At 63.2% G+C, this 17,744-nt stretch carries 22 protein-coding genes; 12 read left to right on the forward strand and 10 right to left on the reverse strand.

The annotated features are described in order from the left end of the window. Positions 1–158 precede the first annotated feature (158 nt). From C453_RS13725 to C453_RS13765, 9 genes are all read left to right on the forward strand, one after another. Entirely contained in the window at positions 159–449 is a 291-nt protein-coding gene (locus C453_RS13725) for a 50S ribosomal protein L21e (RefSeq protein WP_008325243.1), read from the forward strand. Between the two features lie 3 nt (positions 450–452). Then, entirely contained in the window at positions 453–809 is a 357-nt protein-coding gene (locus C453_RS13730) for an RNA polymerase Rpb4 family protein (protein ID WP_007543484.1), read from the forward strand. Between the two features lie 53 nt (positions 810–862). After that, on the forward strand, positions 863–1,450 hold the full coding sequence (locus C453_RS13735; RefSeq protein WP_008325249.1) for a DUF655 domain-containing protein: 588 nt from the start codon (positions 863–865) through the stop codon (positions 1,448–1,450). Positions 1,451–1,493: 43 nt separating this feature from the next. Further along, the gene (locus tag C453_RS13740) at positions 1,494–2,357 is read left to right on the forward strand and encodes a 16S ribosomal RNA methyltransferase A (RefSeq protein WP_008325251.1); all 864 of its coding nucleotides are present in this window, start codon (positions 1,494–1,496) and stop codon (positions 2,355–2,357) included. Positions 2,358–2,360: 3 nt separating this feature from the next. Beyond that, positions 2,361–3,587, forward strand: coding sequence for a mechanosensitive ion channel family protein (locus C453_RS13745; protein WP_008325253.1), 1,227 nt, complete (start codon positions 2,361–2,363; stop codon positions 3,585–3,587). Next, on the forward strand, positions 3,584–4,180 hold the full coding sequence (locus C453_RS13750) for a HemK2/MTQ2 family protein methyltransferase (RefSeq protein ID WP_008325255.1): 597 nt from the start codon (positions 3,584–3,586) through the stop codon (positions 4,178–4,180). Before C453_RS13745 ends, C453_RS13750 begins: the two co-directional genes overlap by 4 nt. Before the next feature lie 59 nt (positions 4,181–4,239). Next, a complete protein-coding gene (locus C453_RS13755) occupies positions 4,240–5,250 on the forward strand; it encodes a vitamin-B12 independent methionine synthase (RefSeq protein ID WP_008325263.1) in 1,011 nt (336 codons plus the stop codon). Then, on the forward strand, positions 5,247–6,320 hold the full coding sequence (locus C453_RS13760) for a methionine synthase (protein ID WP_008325265.1): 1,074 nt from the start codon (positions 5,247–5,249) through the stop codon (positions 6,318–6,320). The genes C453_RS13755 and C453_RS13760 overlap by 4 nt, the downstream gene beginning before the upstream one ends. Positions 6,321–6,458: 138 nt before the next feature. Then, positions 6,459–6,950: an ester cyclase gene (locus C453_RS13765; protein WP_008325266.1), complete on the forward strand. Its 492-nt coding sequence runs from the start codon at positions 6,459–6,461 to the stop codon at positions 6,948–6,950. 113 nt (positions 6,951–7,063) lie between these two features. Here C453_RS13765 and ndk read toward each other — a convergent pair whose 3' ends face one another. Genes ndk through rpl7ae form a run of 4 tightly spaced genes read right to left on the reverse strand, consistent with a single transcriptional unit; the run spans position 7,064 to position 8,319 of the window. Next, the gene (gene ndk, locus C453_RS13770; RefSeq protein ID WP_007543467.1) at positions 7,064–7,528 is read right to left on the reverse strand and encodes a nucleoside-diphosphate kinase; all 465 of its coding nucleotides are present in this window, start codon (positions 7,526–7,528) and stop codon (positions 7,064–7,066) included. Continuing rightward, on the reverse strand, positions 7,529–7,723 hold the full coding sequence (locus C453_RS13775; RefSeq protein WP_007543465.1) for a 50S ribosomal protein L24e: 195 nt from the start codon (positions 7,721–7,723) through the stop codon (positions 7,529–7,531). Positions 7,724–7,725: 2 nt separating this feature from the next. Further along, the gene (locus C453_RS13780) at positions 7,726–7,950 is read right to left on the reverse strand and encodes a 30S ribosomal protein S28e (RefSeq protein WP_007543463.1); all 225 of its coding nucleotides are present in this window, start codon (positions 7,948–7,950) and stop codon (positions 7,726–7,728) included. A 6-nt stretch (positions 7,951–7,956) separates the two neighbouring features. Continuing rightward, positions 7,957–8,319 (reverse strand): 50S ribosomal protein L7Ae, encoded by a 363-nt coding sequence (gene rpl7ae, locus C453_RS13785; protein WP_007543462.1) that lies wholly within the window; start codon positions 8,317–8,319, stop codon positions 7,957–7,959. A gap of 294 nt (positions 8,320–8,613) precedes the next feature. Between rpl7ae and tmcA the strand changes: the two genes are divergently transcribed. After that, on the forward strand, positions 8,614–10,899 hold the full coding sequence (tmcA, locus tag C453_RS13790) for a tRNA(Met) cytidine acetyltransferase TmcA (protein ID WP_049907697.1): 2,286 nt from the start codon (positions 8,614–8,616) through the stop codon (positions 10,897–10,899). Between the two features lie 2 nt (positions 10,900–10,901). Beyond that, the gene (locus tag C453_RS20455) at positions 10,902–11,066 is read left to right on the forward strand and encodes a hypothetical protein (protein ID WP_008325271.1); all 165 of its coding nucleotides are present in this window, start codon (positions 10,902–10,904) and stop codon (positions 11,064–11,066) included. Between the two features lie 11 nt (positions 11,067–11,077). Here the strand turns inward: C453_RS20455 and C453_RS13795 are convergent, their stop codons facing one another. The 6 genes from C453_RS13795 to C453_RS13820 all read right to left on the reverse strand — a co-directional run bounded on the left by C453_RS13795 (position 11,078) and on the right by C453_RS13820 (position 17,114). Further along, positions 11,078–11,812 (reverse strand): bifunctional helix-turn-helix transcriptional regulator/GNAT family N-acetyltransferase, encoded by a 735-nt coding sequence (locus C453_RS13795; protein ID WP_008325272.1) that lies wholly within the window; start codon positions 11,810–11,812, stop codon positions 11,078–11,080. 175 nt (positions 11,813–11,987) lie between these two features. Next, positions 11,988–12,407, reverse strand: a complete 420-nt coding sequence (locus C453_RS13800; protein WP_008325274.1) for a hypothetical protein — start codon at positions 12,405–12,407, stop codon at positions 11,988–11,990. A gap of 4 nt (positions 12,408–12,411) precedes the next feature. Further along, entirely contained in the window at positions 12,412–14,076 is a 1,665-nt protein-coding gene (locus tag C453_RS13805) for an FAD-dependent monooxygenase (protein ID WP_008325276.1), read from the reverse strand. Beyond that, positions 14,073–15,770 (reverse strand): electron transfer flavoprotein subunit alpha/FixB family protein, encoded by a 1,698-nt coding sequence (locus C453_RS13810; RefSeq protein ID WP_008325278.1) that lies wholly within the window; start codon positions 15,768–15,770, stop codon positions 14,073–14,075. Before C453_RS13810 ends, C453_RS13805 begins: the two co-directional genes overlap by 4 nt. Before the next feature lie 2 nt (positions 15,771–15,772). Next, positions 15,773–16,645 (reverse strand): electron transfer flavoprotein subunit beta/FixA family protein, encoded by an 873-nt coding sequence (locus C453_RS13815; protein ID WP_008325280.1) that lies wholly within the window; start codon positions 16,643–16,645, stop codon positions 15,773–15,775. Between the two features lie 139 nt (positions 16,646–16,784). Next, entirely contained in the window at positions 16,785–17,114 is a 330-nt protein-coding gene (locus C453_RS13820; protein WP_007543453.1) for a 4Fe-4S dicluster domain-containing protein, read from the reverse strand. A 124-nt stretch (positions 17,115–17,238) separates the two neighbouring features. Between C453_RS13820 and C453_RS13825 the strand changes: the two genes are divergently transcribed. After that, positions 17,239–17,718 carry a DUF456 domain-containing protein gene (locus C453_RS13825; protein ID WP_008325283.1) on the forward strand — a complete coding sequence of 160 codons (480 nt, stop codon included), beginning with the start codon at positions 17,239–17,241 and terminating at the stop codon, positions 17,716–17,718. Positions 17,719–17,744: the final 26 nt, after the last annotated feature.

A 17,744-nucleotide genomic window follows, 5' to 3' on the forward strand; every position in this document is an offset into this window, starting at 1 on the left:
TCGGGTTAAGTCCGTCCCTCTCACTGCGCTGCCGACCCGCCGACTACGGTGTGGCACCACTCGCCAATCACGGTGTGGCACGACCACGCGCCTCGCCCACACGCGCGGTTCGTAACGTGCAATTTATAACGGCGACGCAAGTACTCGTTCTCACGACTATGCCGAGCTCCAACGGTCCGATGAAGGGGACGCGAGGAAAGCTTTCGAACAAACCACGTGAACGCGGTACCTCTCCGCCGCAGCGCTCTATCGCCGAATTCGACGAGGGTCAGAAGGTCCACCTCAACCTCGACCCGAGCGTGCGCGAAGGCCGCTTCCACCCGCGCTTCAACGGCCTCACCGGTGAGGTCGTCGGTAAGCAGGGTCGCGCATTCAAGGTCCAGATCAACGATGGCGGCAAAAAAAAGACCGTCATCGTCCGGCCTGCCCATCTGCGCGCCCAACAGTAAGCGATGACCATCTTCAAAGAGAAGCTCGACGAGGAGTATCTGACCATCTCAGAGGTCAAAGAACTCCTCGCCGAGGTCGAGGCCGACCGCGCTGCCGACGAAGAGCGCGAAATGCGCTACGAGCTGGCGCGTGCAATCGAGCACGTCAACCGGTTTGCCCACCTCGACCCCGAGGAATCTCGTGAACTCGTCGAGGAGCTCGCCGAGTTAGAAAAGGTCGACGCACCGACGGCGATCAAAATCGCGGACCTCCTCCCGGAGAACCGCGACGAACTCCGTGCGGTCTACGCGCAGCAGCGCTACGCGCTGTCGGGCGACGAACTCGACGAGATTCTCAACGTCGTCGCGAAGTACGTCTGACCGCGCGACGGCGCGGCCAACTATTTAAATATCGGCTCACCGTAGTTACTTGCATGACAGCTTCGGAGAGCGGTGACGCCGATGCGACGGTTGAGTACGCTGTCTTGCTTGACGTACTCAGACATGGGCGTCGAAACGACGACCGGCGATTCGATTCGGCTCCGATAGCGTACGCACTCGGTGAGACGAACTTCCAGCTCTTGGAGTTGACACTCGAAGAGGACGCCGACGTGAGCATCGGCGACCGCGTCGCTATCGCACCGACCGCAGACCGCGAGTTGGTGCAGCGCGTCGCGGAGTCGTCGTTCGGCGACCTCTCTAATACGGCCTCCTCCGAGTTGGAGTACGTCGTCGAGGACATCGTCGACGCCGACGAGAAGCGCTTTGTCGACTTCTACAACGACGCCCAACCTATCACGCTCCGACTCCACCAGTTGAATCTCCTCCCCGGAATCGGGAAGAAACTCCGAGACAAGCTTCTCGAAGAGCGCAAGCGCTACGGCCCCTTCGAGTCGTTCGAAGACCTCGAAGAGCGTGTCTCTGGCCTTCATCACCCGAAAGAAGTCGTCGTCGAGCGCATTATCGACGAACTTCACGACGACGATGTGAAGTACAAGACGTTCGTGCGAAACGACCAATAGCTGGAACGGGACTTTTACCCGCCCCCGCCTGTTACTGCTGGCAATGACGAGCGACGGACGTGGCCAGACCCACGGAGACGCCGCGCGCGACCCGGACGCGCTCATCCGACGTGCAGGGGCCAGCGGCGACCCCGACCGTGACCAGCACTTCCTCGTCGACGACCGCGTCGTCGACCGAATCCCGACGTACCTCCCCGAGAACACCGACCTGTCTCACGTCCTCGAAATTGGGGGTGGACCGGGCGTCCTCACGGACCGGCTGCTCGACGTGGCAGACCGCGTCACCGTCGTCGAACAGGACCGAACGTTCGCCGACCACCTGCGCCGTGAGTTCGCTGAGGAAGTCGAAGCCGGTCGCCTCACAGTACTCGAAGGCGACGCCCTCGAAATCGACCTCCCCGACTTTTCGGCGTGTGTCTCGAACCTCCCGTACGGCATCTCCTCGGAAATCTCGTTCCGTCTCCTCCCCGAAGGCAAGCCGCTCGTGCTCATGTTTCAAAAGGAGTTCGGCGAGCGCATGGCCGCCGAGTCCGGCACCTCGGAGTACGGCCGCCTCTCGGTGAGTGCACAGCACTACGGCGACGTCAACGTCTGCGAAATCGTGCCTCGCGAGGCGTTCGACCCACAACCCGCTGTGCAGAGTGCAATCGTACGTATCGAACCGCACGCGCCCGACTACGAGGTCGACGACGAGGAGTTCTTCCTCGACTTCGTGAAGGCGCTGTTTACACAGCGTCGAAAGACCATCCGAAACGGGATTCGAAACACGCCACACATCTCCGGGCTCTCTGACCCGGACGCGGTCGTCGAGGCTGCGGACGAGGACGTCCTTCGAAAGCGCGCCGGAAACATGGCGCCCGCGGAATTCGCCGAACTCGCGCAACTCGCCGCCGACGTCGGCCTGTAGGTTATGTTCACCCCTGTGTTCGACACTCCAGCCGCCGCGTCCGAGCTCACACTCCTTCAAGGTGAGACGCCTCTCGCCACCATTCTCTCGTCGTTCGAAGCCAGAATCGTGGCTAGCGTCCTCCTCGTCGTCGCGATACTGGCAGTCTGGCGGTCCTCCGCTCGACTCCACGACCGGGACGTCGAGTCGCTGTCGTCGCTGCTGTGGCACCTCGCTGTCACGCTCTTTCGCCTCACTGTTGTCGTCGCCGGTGGGAGTCTACTCGTCGCAATCTGGCCGACCAGCGAAGAGTTCGCCACGATAGCCGCCGAGTACGGACTCGATACGCAGGCGCTCGTCCGGGTTGTTCTCTCGATGATTCTCCTCGTCGGTGCGTACGTGCTGACGTCGGTTCTCGGGCGGTTCATCACAGAGATTGCGAGTACCCGCCCAGAGATATCCGACCACCAGCGGGAGATTATCTACCGACTCGCGCAAGTCGCGACGTACCTCGTCGCAATCGTCGGTATCCTCGGCGTCTGGGAGGCGAACCTCGGTGGGTTCCTCGTCGGTGCCGGGTTCCTTGGTATCGTGGTCGGGATGGCGGCCAGACAGACACTCGGCGCGCTCATCGCGGGCTTCGTCCTCATGTTCTCGCGCCCGTTCGAAATCGGTGACTGGGTCGAAGTCGGAAACCACGAGGGTATCGTCACCGAAATCACGGTCGTGAACACCCGCATCCAGACGTTCGACGGCGAGTACGTCATGATTCCCAACGACGTGGTGAGTTCCGAGAGCCTCGTCAACCGGAGTCGAAAGGGTCGTCTCCGTCTCGACGTCGAGGTCGGCGTCGACTACGGTACCGACTTGGAACGGGCCGCGACGGTGGCACAGGAGGCGGTCGAAGACCTCGACGAAGTACTCTCGGTTCCGAAGCCGCAGGTCGTCGCGAAGCGCTTTGCCGACTCCGCAGTCGTTCTCGGGGTTCGCCCGTGGATAGACCGACCGAGCGCCCGCCGGAAGTGGCGCGCACAGACGGCGGTCATCGGCACGATTCACGAGGAGTTCCAATCGGAGGGTATCACGATACCGTTCCCGCAGCGCGAACTCTCGTCGCGTGAGCAGACCGGACCAGTTCGGCTCACGGAGCCGTCGGAGTCGCCCGCGGAGAGAAACGGCCAGCAGTCAGACGGGCAGCAAGCAGACTCCAGTGCGGGACAAGCCGATGCGAACCCGGAGGACAGCCGATGACTGACCTCGCAGACCGCCGTGGTGTGAACACCACCGTCTACCAGCCTGCGGAGGACTCTGGACTGCTCGCGAAGGCCGCAGTCGGGCGCGTCTCGGGACGCGTCCTCGAAGTCGGAACTGGGTCTGGGTGGGTCTCGGAACAACTCGTCCGAAAGACCGACGCCGATGTCGTCGCGAGCGACCTGAACCCCCACGCGTGCCGACAGGCAGCAAAGCGAGCCGCCGCGCTCCGAGAAGAGGGCGAACGCGGCTTTCAGGTCGTTCGCGGAAACCTCGTCAGTCCATTTCGTGACGACTCGTTCGACGCCGTCGCGTTCAACCCGCCGTATCTCCCGGCGGACCCGGACGCCGAGCGCGACGACTGGATGGAGACGGCGCTCACCGGCGGTGAAGACGGGCGCGCCGTCATCGACCCCTTCCTCGACGCGGTCGGACGTGTTCTCAAGCCGGAGGGAGAGGCGCTGCTTCTCGTCAGTAGCCTCTCGGGCTACGACGACGTACTCGACCGCGCCGAGGCAAACGGCTTTTCTCACGAGGTCGTCGTCCAGGAGTCATATCCGTTCGAGACGCTGACCGTTCTCGCACTAAAATAACTCTGGTGCATTTGTTGATACAGGAAATATTATAGCCCGTCATTTCGAAACGAGGAGTGATGACCGAACTCGTCTCGACCACACCGGGACTGTATCCGCTCCCGGATTGGGCGAAACAGGAGCTCTCCGACCTGAAAGGCCACCAGAAACACGACCTCATCTCCGGCAACGAAGGGGCCGATATCGTCGCGGCGTACGACCGCGCTCGCGAGGAAGTCGTCTCCGAGCAAGTCGACGCGGGCCTCGACCGCGTCGTCGAGGGGCAACTCCGCTGGGACGACATGCTCGCGCACCCGCTGACGGTCCACGAGAACGTCGATACCGGCGGTATCGTGCGCTACTACGACAACAACAACTTCTACCGCGACCCGCAGGTCCGCGGCGAACTCACCTTCTCCGGCGACGTCGCGGCCGAACTGGACGCCACCGCCGACCTCCTCGGCGACGACGAGTCGCTGCAGGCGGTCCTCCCCGGCCCGTACACGCTGGCTGAACTCGCGACCGACGAACACTACGGCGACGAAGCCGAGTTCCTCGACGCAGTCGGCGACTTCCTCGCCGACGAGGTGGACGCGTTCCCCTCCCACGAGACGCTGTTCCTCCTCGAACCGTCCTTGGTGTTCTCGCCGCCGGGTGAGGACATCGACGCGCGGGTGCCGGACGCAATCTCCGCCATCTCTGGTGCGACCGACGCCGACGTGGTCGTCCACACGTACTGGGGCGCACTCGAAGAGAAAGTCTACGCCCACCTGATGGACGCCGACGTGGACGCGCTCGGCTTCGACTTCGTCGCTGGCGACCGCGACCAGACGCTTTACAACATCAACGAGTACGGCACGAAGGATGACATCGCACTCGGCCTCGTCGATGGACAGAACACGCTCGTCGAGAGCCCCGAGACGGTCCGCGAGCGCGTCGATTGGACCCTCGACCAAGTACAGAGCCAGACGTTCGACACCGCCTACGTGACTTCCAACACCGAACTGTTCTACCTGCCGGAGAACCGTGCGACCGAGAAACTCAGTGCGCTCGCCGCTGTCGCTGACGCGGAAGTGGAGGTGGAAGCATGAGCCGCGACGTCGAAAATCGCGAGCAGTTCCGCCCAGAGAACCACGACAACGAGCACTTCCTGCTCACCACCGTCGTTGGCTCGTATCCGAAGCCCAAGTGGCTCAACCGCGCGACCGACCTCGCGGAGGACCCCGACTCGAAGTTCACGGACGAACACCTCCACGAGGCGCACGACGACGCCTGTCGCGTCATCACGCACGAACACGAACGCGCCGGCCTCGACACCGTCGTCGACGGCGAGATGCGCCGCAACGAGATGGTCGAGTTCTTCGCTCATCGGATTCCTGGCTACGAGTTCAACGGGCCGGTGAAGGTCTGGGGCCACAACTACTTCGACAAGCCCTCGGTAATCGACAAAGTCGAGTACGACGAACCGTGGCTCGTCGACGAGTTCGAATTCACGAGCAACGTGGCATCGAAACCCGTCAAGGTTCCAATCACGGGGCCGTACACGCTCGCGAGCTGGTCGTTCAACGAACACTACGACAGCGAGGAAGAACTCGCGTACGCGCTTGCTGACCTCGTCAACGAGGAAATCGAGCAACTCGTCGAGGCGGGCGCGCGCTACATCCAAATCGACGAACCCGCGCTGGCGACGACGCCCGACGACCACGCCATCGTCGGTGAGTGTCTCGAACGCATCGTCTCGGGTGTCCCGGACGAGGTTCGCGTCGGTCTCCACGTCTGTTACGGCGACTACTCGCGCATCTACCCCGAACTCAACGACTACCCTATCGACGAGTTCGACGTGGAACTGTGCAACGGCGGCTACGAGCAAATCGACGTGTTCACCGAACCCGAGTTCGAACCCGACCTCGCACTCGGCGTCGTCGACGTGCACACCGCCGAGGTCGAGACCGTCGAAGAAATCAAGGAGAACATCAAGCAAGGGCTGAAGGTCGTCCCGCCGGAGAAACTCACCATCTCGCCCGACTGTGGTGTGAAACTCCTCCCCCGCGAGGTTGCCTATCAGAAGATGGAGAACATGGTCACGGCCGCCCGCGAAGTCGAAGCCGAACTCGACGCCGGAGAAATCGACCTCGCTGCGCCCGTCCCGCAGGCCGACTAACTGTCCGGACCACTCAGCCGACGAACTGGCCGGGTGTCTCGGCTCTCTTTTTGAACAGTGCCAACTCGCACAGCGCGGTACTCTCGTTTCACAGAATGTTTGTGAATTGTTAACACTAAACACTGTGTATTGGGTGTTATGGCATCCGAATCAATCGCGCCGACCACCGAGAACGTCGAACTCTGTCGTCGGTACGTAGAGGACTTCATCAACACCGGAGACCGCGCAGTCGCCGCGGACACACTTCACACAGACGTGGTTTCACACCAGTTAGGCGTCGACGAGGTCCGAGAGGGCCGGGACGTGCTCGTCGACCAGTTGCTCGCCTTCCGCGATGCGGTACCGAATTGGCATATGACGATAGAAGACACCCTCGCACAGGACGACCGGGTGATGTTTCGAATGACCACGCGCGGGACGCCGCAGAAGGCGTACTGGAATCTCGTTCCGACGGGGAAGTCATTCGAGCAACCGACGTTCTTCGTCTTCCGCGTCGAAGACGACCGCATCGTCGAGCAGTGGAACATGGTGAATCTGATGGGTATCGCACGAGACCTCGGGATGATGCCGCCGGGACCGCGCGTCATCGCGAAGATGATTGCCCATCGAATTCGCTCGCGACTCAGGTGACTACACGCGTGGGGTGATGGCTCTCTGAGTGGTCAGAGCGCGGACGAGAGGAGTGCCAACAGACGTAGCGGCCGCTCCACTCGGGAGAAGAAAACGAAAAACCGCGACCTGACTTACTCGTAAAGCCAGGTTTCGTCGATGCGCTCGTAGTCGACCAGTTCGTCGTCGTCGAAGAACAGGTCGATTTCGCGCTCGTTTGCGCCCTCGTCCTCGTGGTCGGAGCCGTGGATGACGTTCCGACCGAGGTCGAGACCGTAGTCACCGCGGATGGTACCGGGAGCGGACTCGGCGGGGTCGGTCTCGCCCATCATGCGGCGGACCTGTCGCGTCGCGTCCTGACCTTCCCAGACCATCGCGAAGACGGGACCGGAGGTGATGAAGTCGACGAGACCCTCGAAGAACGGCTTGCCCTCGTGCTCGCCGTAGTGTTCGTGGGCGAGTTCCTCGTCGATTTGCATGAACTTGCCGGCGACCATCTTCAGACCGCGGTCCTCGAAGCGAGAGACGATGTCGCCGATGAGACCGCGCTGGACGCCGTCAGGCTTGACCATCACGAAGGTGCGCTCTGCGTCGGACATTTAGTTGTCCTCCCCTCGTGCGCGCTGACCGGCTTCCGTCCACTCGAGGTCACGGGCCTCGCGACCGAGGAAGTAGTTCTTCTCGGCCTTCGAGTCCTTGAAGTGGAGGATGGTACCGTCGTTCTTGACGTACATCGTGCCCGTACCGGGCTCGATGTCTTCACCACTGTAGTCGCAGGTTCGCTTCTCAACCATGTTCACTGACCTCCGATGGAGTCGGCGTCACGCTGGGTCTCGCGCAGCTGGAGAATGTCGCCCTCACGGACGGGACCCAGCACGTTTCGCGTGATGATGCGCCCTTTGTTGGAGCCCTCTTGGATGCGGCACTTGACCTGCATGGCCTCGCCGTGCATCCCTGTCTTTCCAACGACTTCGATGACTTCGGCAGAGGTCGAGTCGCTGGCTTGTTCGTCCGCGCTCATGGTCAGTTATCGAAGGTCCTCGACCTTGGTCGCGATGTCCTCGACATCGTCCGACGCCTCACCGGCGTCGACGATTGCCGCGGCCGCACTGCCGACTTCGAGGCCGGCGGCGTGGCCGATGTCGTCTTGCGTCTCGACGAAGAGGAACGGGATGCCCTTCTCGTCTGCGAGTTCGGGCAGGTGCATGACGATTTCCTCGGGGGAGACGTCTTCGGCGATGAGGACGAGCTGAGCGTTGCCACGCTCGATTGCCTTGGTCGTTTCGTTGGTTCCTTTCTTCACGATACCAGTATCTCGGGCGACCTCGAGCGCCTCGACGGCGCTGTCAGCGAGGTCGGCCGGTACGTCGAATTCTACGTAGACAGCCATTGTTGTTCACCTATATCCTGCTCGCGGGCTCGACTCCCTCGCCGGCGCACCGGTCGGTCGAAACTGACCGGCAGGCACAATCCCTACGGCGAGGAGGTTCATCAACCCCGGACAGGCTGTACACATCCCTTGCTTTGGCCCCCATAAAAGCGCTTTCAAAATCTCGACGGCGTGCGACGAGTCCGCACGCGAGGGGAAAACCACCTCGTTTCCGTCACCTCCAGTACGACCGGGAGTCGGTTTTTCGTCGCTGGGACCGAAGGAAGTGAATACGTTCGTGGACTATCCATTCGTATGACTCGTTCCGGCGACCCGTCCGTCTCCGACTCGCCCGCCGGTACACCCGACATCGAGGGGCTCGCCGCCGCCCGGCGCGACGAGGCGCTGGCGACCAATCAGCGCCGGTTGGTCGTCATCTCGGGCGAACGCGACAGCGGTATCGACGCCGCCTTCGACGTGGTTCGCGGTGCCGACGTGCCCGACGACGAGGTGACGTTCGTCACGACTCGCGAGGGGTTCCGGTTCGAACGCATCGAACCGCGACACGCAGCCAACCTCCTCGGAACCACCCGCACTGTCGTCGTCCTCGACGCCCACGACGACTTCTCTCCGAACGCGCTCGGTCGCGTTGCGGGCGCTATCGACGGCGGCGGCCTCCTCGTGCTTCTCACTCCCTCGCTCGACGAGTGGGCGAGCACCCGAAACTCGTTCGACGAGCGCCTCGCTGTCCCGCCAGCGACCGTCGAAGACGTGTCGGGGCGCTTCCGCACGCGACTCGTCTCGACGCTCCGCGACCACCCGGGCGTCGCGCTCGTGAACCTCGACACCGGCACTGTCGAGCGAGACGGCGCGTACGAACAGGGAATCACGTTCGACATTCCGCTTCCGCCGGTTCCGCGCGACCGGCTCTTCCCGCGGCGCGCCTACGAAGATTGCCTCACAGCCGACCAGTCCGACGCGCTTGCGGCCCTCGAAGTCCTCCACGAAGATGACGCCGCGGTCGTCGTCGAAGCGGACCGCGGCCGCGGCAAGTCCAGTGCTGCCGGGCTCGCCGCTGGCTCTCTCGCGGCCGAGGGGCGGGACGTCGTCGTAACCGCACCCGGGAAACGGAACGCTGCCGAAGTGTTCGTCCGGGCCGAACGACTGCTGGACGACCTCGGCGCACTGTCCGACGGAAGCGCCGACGCGTTCGACCTCTCGGCACGCGGCAGCGGTCGAGTCCGGTACGTCCCGCCGACGGAGGCTGGAGCCGAAGCGGGCCACGAGACCGTTCTTATCGTCGACGAAGCCGCTGCACTCCCCGTCAGACTCCTCTCGTCGTATCTCGACGCGCCCGCAGTCGCGTTCTGTACGACTGTCAGGGGATACGAAGGGGCAGGGCGCGGCTTTTCTGTCCGGTTCCGCGACCGACTCGACGAGTCGTCACACGAGGTGACTGACGTGCGTCTCGACCACCCGATTCGATACGCTGTCGGCGACCCCGTGGAATCGTGGACCTTCCGCGCGCTCCTCCTCGATGCGCGGCCACCGGTCGAGGAGTTAATCGAGGACGCGGCCCACAGCACTGTCGCGTACCGCCGACTCACGCCAGACGACCTGCTCGCCGACGAGCACCTGCTTCGAGAAGCGTTCGGGCTGCTCGTGCTCGCGCATTACCGAACCGAACCCGACGACCTCGCGCGCCTCCTCGACGCGCCGAACCTGACGCTCCGGGCGCTCACCTTCGACGACCGAGTTGTCTCGGTTGCACTCCTCGCACGCGAAGGCGGCTTGGACGCCGAGACGCGCCAGCACATGTACGAAGGCGGTCGCATCCGCGGGAACATGCTTCCCGACGTCTTCACGAGCCAACTCCGAGACGAGCAGGCAGGTGTCCCCGTGGGCTATCGCGTGATGCGCATCGCCACCCACCACGCGGTTCGCTCGCGCGGGCTCGGGTCACACCTGCTTTCGTCCATCCGAAACGAGTTCGAAGACGACGCGGACTATCTCGGGGTCGGCTTCGGTGCGACACCCGAACTGCTCTCGTTCTGGCGCGACAACGGGTATCGAACCGTCCACCTCTCGACGACCCGCAACGACACCAGCGGCGAGTACTCCGCGCTGATGATGCACCCGCTGTCAGATGCTGGTGAGGCACTCCACGACCGGCATGCACGCTGGTTCCTCGGCCGCATCGGCGACGTGCTGACTGACGCGCTCTCAGACCTCGACCCTGATGTCGCGCGGGCGGCACTGGCTGCGGTCGACCCCGAGTTCGAACCGTCGCTGTCACCCTACGAGTGGCGAGTCGTCGTCGGAGCCTCGTACGGACCGGGGCAGTACACGTCTGCACCGGGGGCGTTCAAGGAACTCGCGCTCGCCCACCTCACGGCACCAAAAAACGCCTCGCTCACCAAGCTGGAAGAACGGCTCCTCGTCAGGAAGGTGCTGCAGGCGCGGCCGTGGACACCCGTCGCCGAGGAACTCGGCTTCCATTCGACGGCGCAGTGCATGCGCGCCCTCGGAGACGCGTTCGAACCGCTCGTGAACTACTACGGCACCGACGTTGCAGCCGCCGAACGGGAGCGCTACGAGTAACCATGGCTGAATGCACTGAATCCGACTGCGACAACGTCGCGGCGGTCAGACTCCACATTCCGTGGGCTGCCGATAGAGACGTCTGTCCGGGACACGCTCGGGCGCTCGCTCAGCAGGACGGGGTCGTCGCGATTCCGCTCGACGATGCAGAAGAAAACTGGTCGTAGGGTGGCTGGCTTCACCGGAGGCTGAAGGCCATCATCACTTCGTCGACGTACTCACCGTTTATCTTGTAGTGGTTCTCGCGGACCGCCTCGGTCTCCCACCCGTGTTCTTCGAGGAACGTGATTGCGCCCTCGTTCGTGGCCGGAACGCTGTTGTACAGTTTTTCGAAGCCGTGTTCGCGCGCCCAACGGACGCCGCGGTCGAGGAGTTTGCTCCCGATGCCGTGGCCGCGGAACTTGGAGCGTGTTCCGACTGTCAGAACGGCCGTATGGCTCAGTTTCTCGGCTTCCGGCAGGTCGAGGTGGACCCATCCGGCGAGGTGGTCGTCGGTCGTCGCGACGAACACCATGCGAGAACTGAGTTCGTTGTGTCGCAGGACGACTTCCTCGTGGTCGATGATGTCTGCGACAGTCTCGGCTTCGATGTAGGTCCCTTCGTCGGCGACTTCGTGGATGGCCTCGACGAGACTTTCGAGGTCCACGTCCTGAGCCATCCGAATGGTCACGTCGAGGTCGTCGAGCGTGTGTACCTCCTCTTCGCCGGGCGCGTAGGCGACCTGCACGTGGTTTCCGACCTTTCGGATGTAACCGTCTCGTCGCAGAATCGTCAGGTGAGTCCCGAGTGCGGCCGGGTCGAAGTTAAGCGCGCGACGTACCTCGTCCTCGCGGACTGTTCCGTGGCGCTCGATGTACTCGTAGATGTCTTTGCGGTCCTTGTGGTCGAAGTTGAGACTGTCTGTGACTTCCATGGTACACAATAACACCCATGGTTAATAATTGTTATTCGTGATAGTAACGACACGAGAATCACCCACATGTCGGACGATGGCTGTTACACGTTGCAGAGTTCGTTTCTTTCAGTGAGGTCTGTAGCTGACGCGTCCGTTCAAGAGTAACCCGTGGCGCAAGCGGACGCCGACGCACTCACCGCCGCGCCGGGACGCACGTCAACAGTTGCGCCGTGTCGCGGACGTTGTGCGTCTTCAGCAGTATCTCTGCGGCCTCGCGGATGGTGAAGTCGGCGTCGAGGTCAACGCCGTAACACCGGGCGTACAGCGAGAGCCAGTCGTTGAGCGCGCGCTGGAGGAGCCGAAACTCGTCTTCTGTGAACGCGACCATCCGGCCGCCAGTCCGCGCCTCGATGTAGAGAGACACGGCCGGGCCGACGCCCTCGCGGGCGTACGACATCGCCTGCTCATCTGTGCGCTCCTCGTCCGGCGGCTCGAACGCCTCACGGGCTTCACGCGCCTCGGCCGCGAGGTCGCGGGCGCGCTGGCCGAATCGGGCGTGTTCCGGGTCGCGCTCGGCGTCCGCCGCGGGCTGCGGTGCAGTGTCTCCCGTCATCGACTCACCCCTGATTGAACTCGACGCCCTTCCCGCCGCGCGGGTGAGTCCACTCCGTGTCGGCGACGACGGCGCAGGTTCCACACTCGACACAAGGCTGTGTGTCGAGGCTGACGACGCGTTCCTCGGAGCCGTTGGTTCGGACGAACTCCTCGCGGTAGCAACCGCCGCCGAAGTCGACCGCACTCACCGGACAGGCCGACACAGCGGCCCCACTCGCCTCGAAAGAGTTGTCGAGAACCGTGATGTGAGGGTTTCCGATGTCGGTGTCGTAGGTGAGGTTCTCGATGCGGGCTTCGAGGTCCGGCGGCGACACGTCGTTGGTCTCCCGTATTCGCGTGCCGAGTTCCTCGGCGATGACTGTCGGGAGTGTGACGTACGGTGTTCGCGTGTCGGGAATCATCGACGAGAGCGCAGGCGTGTTGTAGAGGCGTTCGAGTTGCCCCGAGAGCGCCCGAACCCCGAACCGGCCGACCGACGACGTGAGGACGCTGTCGACGAGGTCAGTGACCGAGTCGCGCTCGGTGATGCCGCGCATCAGTTCGTATCCCTGCGGGCGGAGCTTCTGCATCACGCCCTCGCGCTTGAGCTTTTTCGCGTAGAGTGTTCCGGCGTCTTCCGGGCTGTTTCGGGACTTCGCCTGCGCGTACGCCTCTGCTGCGAGCGCCCCCGCGCTGACGGCGTGGTTCATCCCCTTGATGATGGGGCCTTGCGCCTGCATTTGTCCGGCCGCGTCGCCGACGACCATGAGCCGGCCGAAGTGCGGTTCGCGGAGTGCGACCTTCTTCGAGTCGGGGACGAGCTTGGCACTGTACTCGACTTCGGTGTAGTCCTCGTCCAACCACTGGCCGAGAAGCGGGTGGGTCAGCATGGCGTCGAGCAGTTCGTGCGGTTCGGCGCGTTCCGCAACGAGGCTGTCGAGGTGGAAGACGGTGCCCAGCGACAGCGACTCACGATTCGTGTAGAGGAACCCACCGCCGCGGACGCCCGAAAACAGGTCGCCCGAGAAGAGGTGGGCCGCGCCCTCGTCTTCGCCCACGTCGAATCGGTCGGCGATGACGTCGGCGGGCATGTCGACGACTGCTTTGACGCCCTGGAACCACTCTTCGGGTTCGTCCCAGTCCATCAGCCCTGCGTCGCGGGCGAGTTCCGAGTTCACCCCGTCGGCGGCGACGATGACATCCGCCGTAATCGGGTCGAGTTCGTCCGTCGTGATGCCGACTATCTTCCCGTCTTCGCGGAGGAGACCGTTCACGTGAACGTCGGTCAAGAGGCCGCCACCGGCCTCGCGCGTTCGCTCGTGGACGCGCTCGGCCAGCCACGAATCCATCTTCCGGCGAAGGACGGCATCGGACCATTCGGTGTCGTGTTCGTGTAGTCGCGTCAGGTCGAACGATTCCACCTTCGAGCCCGCGATGTTGTGGATGCGGTAGGTGGTGATTGGTCGCTCGGCCGCCTCCTCGCGGAATCCGGGGAAGAGGTCGTCGATGGTGTATGGGGCCGACTCCTCGGCGTAGATGAGCCCGCCAGAGACGTTCTTCGACCCCGCTTCGACACCGCGTTCGAGGACGAGCGTCTCGATTCCGTAGTTAGCGAATGTCGCTGCTGCCGCGGCACCGCCGGGGCCTGCCCCGACGACGATTGCTTCGTAGTGTTCGTAGTCAGTCATCGCGTGTCACCTCCCTCGTTCGCCGTGTCTCCACCGTCGCTGGCGATAGCCTCCCCTAACTGTCCTTCTTTCAGCGCTTCGGTCAGACGCGGAAGCACTTCGAAGAGGTCGCCCTCGATGAAGTAATCAGAGAAGTCCCTGATTCGGGCGTTCGGGTCGGTGTTGATGGAGACGATAGTGTCCGATTCGTCCATGCCGACCTTGTGCTGGACGGCACCCGAGATACCCGCCGCGATGTACAGTTTGGGCGCGACTATCTGGCCCGTCTCGCCGATTTGCCTGTCTTCGTGGGTGTACTGCTCGACGTGGCCGTCGAATTGGTACGAGCCGGTGACGATACCGCGGGTGACGCCGATTTCGGCGTCGTCGAACTGCCCCGCGAGTTCTTGGGCGAGTTCGATGCCCCGCGTGGGGTCGTCGCCGATACCACGGCCGACCGCGACGATAACGTCGTGTCCGGTCAGGTCGATTCCCTCGTCGAGTTGGTCGTAGTCGGTCACCGTGACGGTGAACCAGTCGTCGTCGAGTGGCGCGTCGTGTTCGACGACGAGTCCCTCACGCGCGGGGTCTGGGTCCGGGATGTCGAAGCTTCCGGGGATGACCGACGCGCCCTGTGGGTGGAACTCTCTGGTCGGGTTGTCGATACAGAGAATCGTCGAATACTCGAATCCGGAGAAGTCCGGGCGCTTCATATGGAGGATGCGCTCGAACTCCTTTTTCTCCCCGGCGACGCCGGTCTTGACGGGGTTCGAGATGACCTCTTCTGTGATGTAGAGCCCGGAGCAGTCGCTCGCGAGACCCGAGTCGAGTTCGCCCTGCACGAGCGCCGAGAGGTCGCGGCCGTTGTTCGTCGCCGGGAAGAGGACGTACCGCGGCTTGTCGTAGTCGCGCCAGTCTTCGTCGCGGCCGCCGTGGACCTCGCCACCGTCGTGGCTCGCACCAGCCCGCGCCATGTCGCAGAACACCTCTGTGTAGGCCTTGTGTTGGAACCGGCCGAGTCGGTCGTCTTCGCGGACGACGACCACGTCTGCGCCGTACTCGACGACGTCCTCGACGTGCTTCGACACGTCGTCGCCGATGAGGACCGCGACGACTCGTTCCTGTTCGTCGTAGTCGTCGTTGTACTGGTCCATCAGTTGACGGGCCTTGCCGAGCATCTCTTTGGACACGTCGATGAGTTCGCCCACCTGTGTCTCGCAGTAAACCCACATGTCGCGGTAGACGCCACCGCGAAGCGCCCGAACGTGGCGTTTGTCCCGTGTCGGGTGGTCGAGGTTCGGGTGTCGCTCCTCGGGTGGGCGCTCGTCGATTTCGGCCTCGGCCGCCTCCTCGTCGCTTCCTTGTACCGAGTCGATACGGTTCTGGATGAGACGCTTGACTGACCCGCGGTCTTCACCCGACTCCTCGCGTTCGAGGAGTGATTCGAGGTCCGAGATGTCGTCGATGTCTTGGAGCGCGTTCCCGACGTCGGCCGCGCTCATCCCCGAGAGGTCGAGACTGTCGGCGTCGGCTGGCTCCTCGTCGTCCTCGGAGAACTTCTCGATGCGACTCTCGATGAGCGCGATGGCCCCTGCACGGTTCTCGCCGCGGTGTTCCTTCTGGAGAATCTCTTCTAACTCGGCGACGTCGTCGATGTCCTTGATAGCTGGCCCGAGTTCTGCAATCTCGTAGTCTCCCGGGTCGAAGTCGGTCACTGTCAATCACCTCCCGCGGCGGCCGCGTCACCAGCAAGTGCGGACTGCATCGCTTCCAACACATCGTCCATCGCCTCCGAATCGTCGGGGTCAACCATCGTCGCTTCGCGCTCTGCGGGTGCTTTCGGTATTGGGTCCACGGAGGAGACGATAGTCGGCGACCCATCGAGTCCGATGTAGTCCGGGTCGAGATTGACGTCGGTGTGGTCCCACACCGTCAGGTGGTCTTCGTAGTTTTCGGCGCGCGCTTTCGTCTCTTCGCGGAGGTCCTTCAGCGTGAGTCGGTCACCCGCCGAGCGATACGACGGGGCGAACTCCGGGTCGGTGACGACGAACGCCGGAAGCGACGTCTCAACCGTCTCTATTTCCTCGATATCTCCCTCGACGAGACGTTTCGCTCGCAGGATGCCCTCGTCTTCGTCGACATCCAGTGAGATGACGTGGGTGACAAGCGGCATGTCGAGACACCAGTTCGCCTGCGGTCCAGTGTGGCCCGTCTCCCCGTCGGCCGTCTTGAATCCGGCAAATACGATGTCTGGTTCGCCGAGTTTCTCGATGCCTGCGCTGAGTGTAATCGCCGTCGCCCACGTGTCCGCAGCGGCCATCTCACGGTCGGAGACGAGAAAGAGGTCGTCGGCGTACACCGACTCCATCGCCTCCTGTAGCACCTCCTTGTATCCCGGCGGTCCCATGCTCATCACGCTGACCCGACCGCCGTGTCGAACCCGTGTTTGCAGTGCGGCCTCCAGAGCGAACTGGTCGTTCGGGTTCATCACCGTGGGCGTCTTCCCCCGTTCGAGGTGGCCATCCTCGTCGAACGATACCTGGCCTTCCCGGAAGTCAGGAACGCCTTTCGTGAGTACGACTGTGTGCATTGAGAACTTCCCTCACGTTATTGTGGCCTCAGATTCATAATAATCTTTTGTGCACTCCACACGGAAATTCAGCGAAGGCAGCGGCTCAACGGCCGCGAAACAGTGGAATAGTTGACGTTGCTCGGGCAGGACAGCGCGCTCAGATGCGCCCTGCGCGCCCCGGATCGACGTCGATAGCGTCCACCGGACAGACGTCGACACAGAGCATACAGTCGATACACTGGTCTTCGTGCGTCGGTTCGGCCTTCAACTCTGACTCGGGGTGGCCCGGGGTATCGACCCAGGTGAACACGTCGACGGGGCAGTCTTCGAGACAGGCACCGTCGGCGAGACAGATGTCGAAGTCGACGGCGACGTGTGTTCCGTGGATGCCGAGTTTCTCCGGTGGGTCGACCGGCCCCCACACGGCGACTCCGTTCTCTTCGCCGACCTTCTCTCGGTTCTGCTCGAAGTTAGGGTCGATAGCCATGTTAGTAAGTACCATTCATCGACGAGACAATAAATCATACCCCGAATGACCGTCCGACACCCCGGTAGTGGGTTCGTCCTCCCGGTCGAATACGTGATTACCCTCCCGCTCGAACCGGCCCGACATGGACCTGTTCTTCTGGATTGCTATCGCCCTCCTCGTCCTCGGAATCGTCGGGAGTGTGCTCCCGTTGCTCCCGGGTGCGCTCCTCTCGGTCGTGGCCGTCCTCCTCTACTGGTGGTCGACGGGATTCTCAGACCCCGGTCTGCTCGGTGTCGTCGGCCTCCTGCTGGTTGGCCTCGTGGCCCTCGCAGCCGATTACGGGGCTGGCTTCGTCGCGGCCCGCGTCGGCGGTGCATCGAGTCGAACCTCGCTGCTCGCGGCGGTCGTCGGGTTCGTCCTCATGTTCGTCCTCGGCCCGCTCGGTATCTTCGTCGGCGTCGCCGGGACCGTCTTCGTCGTCGAGTACCTCGAACACGAGGACGCCGAACAGAGCGGCCTTCGGGCACTCTACGCGACCGTGGGCGTCCTCGCCTCGTCGGCAGTGCAGGTGTTCCTGACGTTCTCGATGCTGGTTGGGTTCGTCCTCGCCGTCGTATTCTGAACTCAGTCCGCTGTGCCGTTGTGCCT

The sequence above is a fragment of the Haloferax elongans ATCC BAA-1513 genome, from assembly GCF_000336755.1.
GTDB classification, from domain to species: Archaea; Halobacteriota; Halobacteria; order Halobacteriales; family Haloferacaceae; genus Haloferax; species Haloferax elongans.

Coding starts and splice junctions, on each gene's coding strand:
- C453_RS13765 (WP_008325266.1), top strand. CDS start 6,459: ATGGCATCCGAATCAATCGCGCCGACCACCGAGAACGTCGAACTCTGT.
- C453_RS13740 (WP_008325251.1), top strand. CDS start 1,494: ATGACGAGCGACGGACGTGGCCAGACCCACGGAGACGCCGCGCGCGAC.
- C453_RS13795 (WP_008325272.1), bottom strand. CDS start 11,812: ATGGAAGTCACAGACAGTCTCAACTTCGACCACAAGGACCGCAAAGAC.
- C453_RS13735 (WP_008325249.1), top strand. CDS start 863: ATGACAGCTTCGGAGAGCGGTGACGCCGATGCGACGGTTGAGTACGCT.
- C453_RS13815 (WP_008325280.1), bottom strand. CDS start 16,645: ATGCACACAGTCGTACTCACGAAAGGCGTTCCTGACTTCCGGGAAGGC.
- C453_RS13750 (WP_008325255.1), top strand. CDS start 3,584: ATGACTGACCTCGCAGACCGCCGTGGTGTGAACACCACCGTCTACCAG.
- C453_RS13800 (WP_008325274.1), bottom strand. CDS start 12,407: ATGACGGGAGACACTGCACCGCAGCCCGCGGCGGACGCCGAGCGCGAC.
- tmcA (WP_049907697.1), top strand. CDS start 8,614: ATGACTCGTTCCGGCGACCCGTCCGTCTCCGACTCGCCCGCCGGTACA.
- C453_RS13725 (WP_008325243.1), top strand. CDS start 159: ATGCCGAGCTCCAACGGTCCGATGAAGGGGACGCGAGGAAAGCTTTCG.
- rpl7ae (WP_007543462.1), bottom strand. CDS start 8,319: ATGGCTGTCTACGTAGAATTCGACGTACCGGCCGACCTCGCTGACAGC.
- C453_RS13745 (WP_008325253.1), top strand. CDS start 2,361: ATGTTCACCCCTGTGTTCGACACTCCAGCCGCCGCGTCCGAGCTCACA.
- C453_RS13805 (WP_008325276.1), bottom strand. CDS start 14,076: ATGACTGACTACGAACACTACGAAGCAATCGTCGTCGGGGCAGGCCCC.
- C453_RS13780 (WP_007543463.1), bottom strand. CDS start 7,950: ATGAGCGCGGACGAACAAGCCAGCGACTCGACCTCTGCCGAAGTCATC.
- C453_RS13820 (WP_007543453.1), bottom strand. CDS start 17,114: ATGGCTATCGACCCTAACTTCGAGCAGAACCGAGAGAAGGTCGGCGAA.
- C453_RS13775 (WP_007543465.1), bottom strand. CDS start 7,723: ATGGTTGAGAAGCGAACCTGCGACTACAGTGGTGAAGACATCGAGCCC.
- C453_RS13825 (WP_008325283.1), top strand. CDS start 17,239: ATGGACCTGTTCTTCTGGATTGCTATCGCCCTCCTCGTCCTCGGAATC.
- C453_RS13755 (WP_008325263.1), top strand. CDS start 4,240: ATGACCGAACTCGTCTCGACCACACCGGGACTGTATCCGCTCCCGGAT.
- C453_RS13760 (WP_008325265.1), top strand. CDS start 5,247: ATGAGCCGCGACGTCGAAAATCGCGAGCAGTTCCGCCCAGAGAACCAC.
- ndk (WP_007543467.1), bottom strand. CDS start 7,528: ATGTCCGACGCAGAGCGCACCTTCGTGATGGTCAAGCCTGACGGCGTC.
- C453_RS13730 (WP_007543484.1), top strand. CDS start 453: ATGACCATCTTCAAAGAGAAGCTCGACGAGGAGTATCTGACCATCTCA.
- C453_RS20455 (WP_008325271.1), top strand. CDS start 10,902: ATGGCTGAATGCACTGAATCCGACTGCGACAACGTCGCGGCGGTCAGA.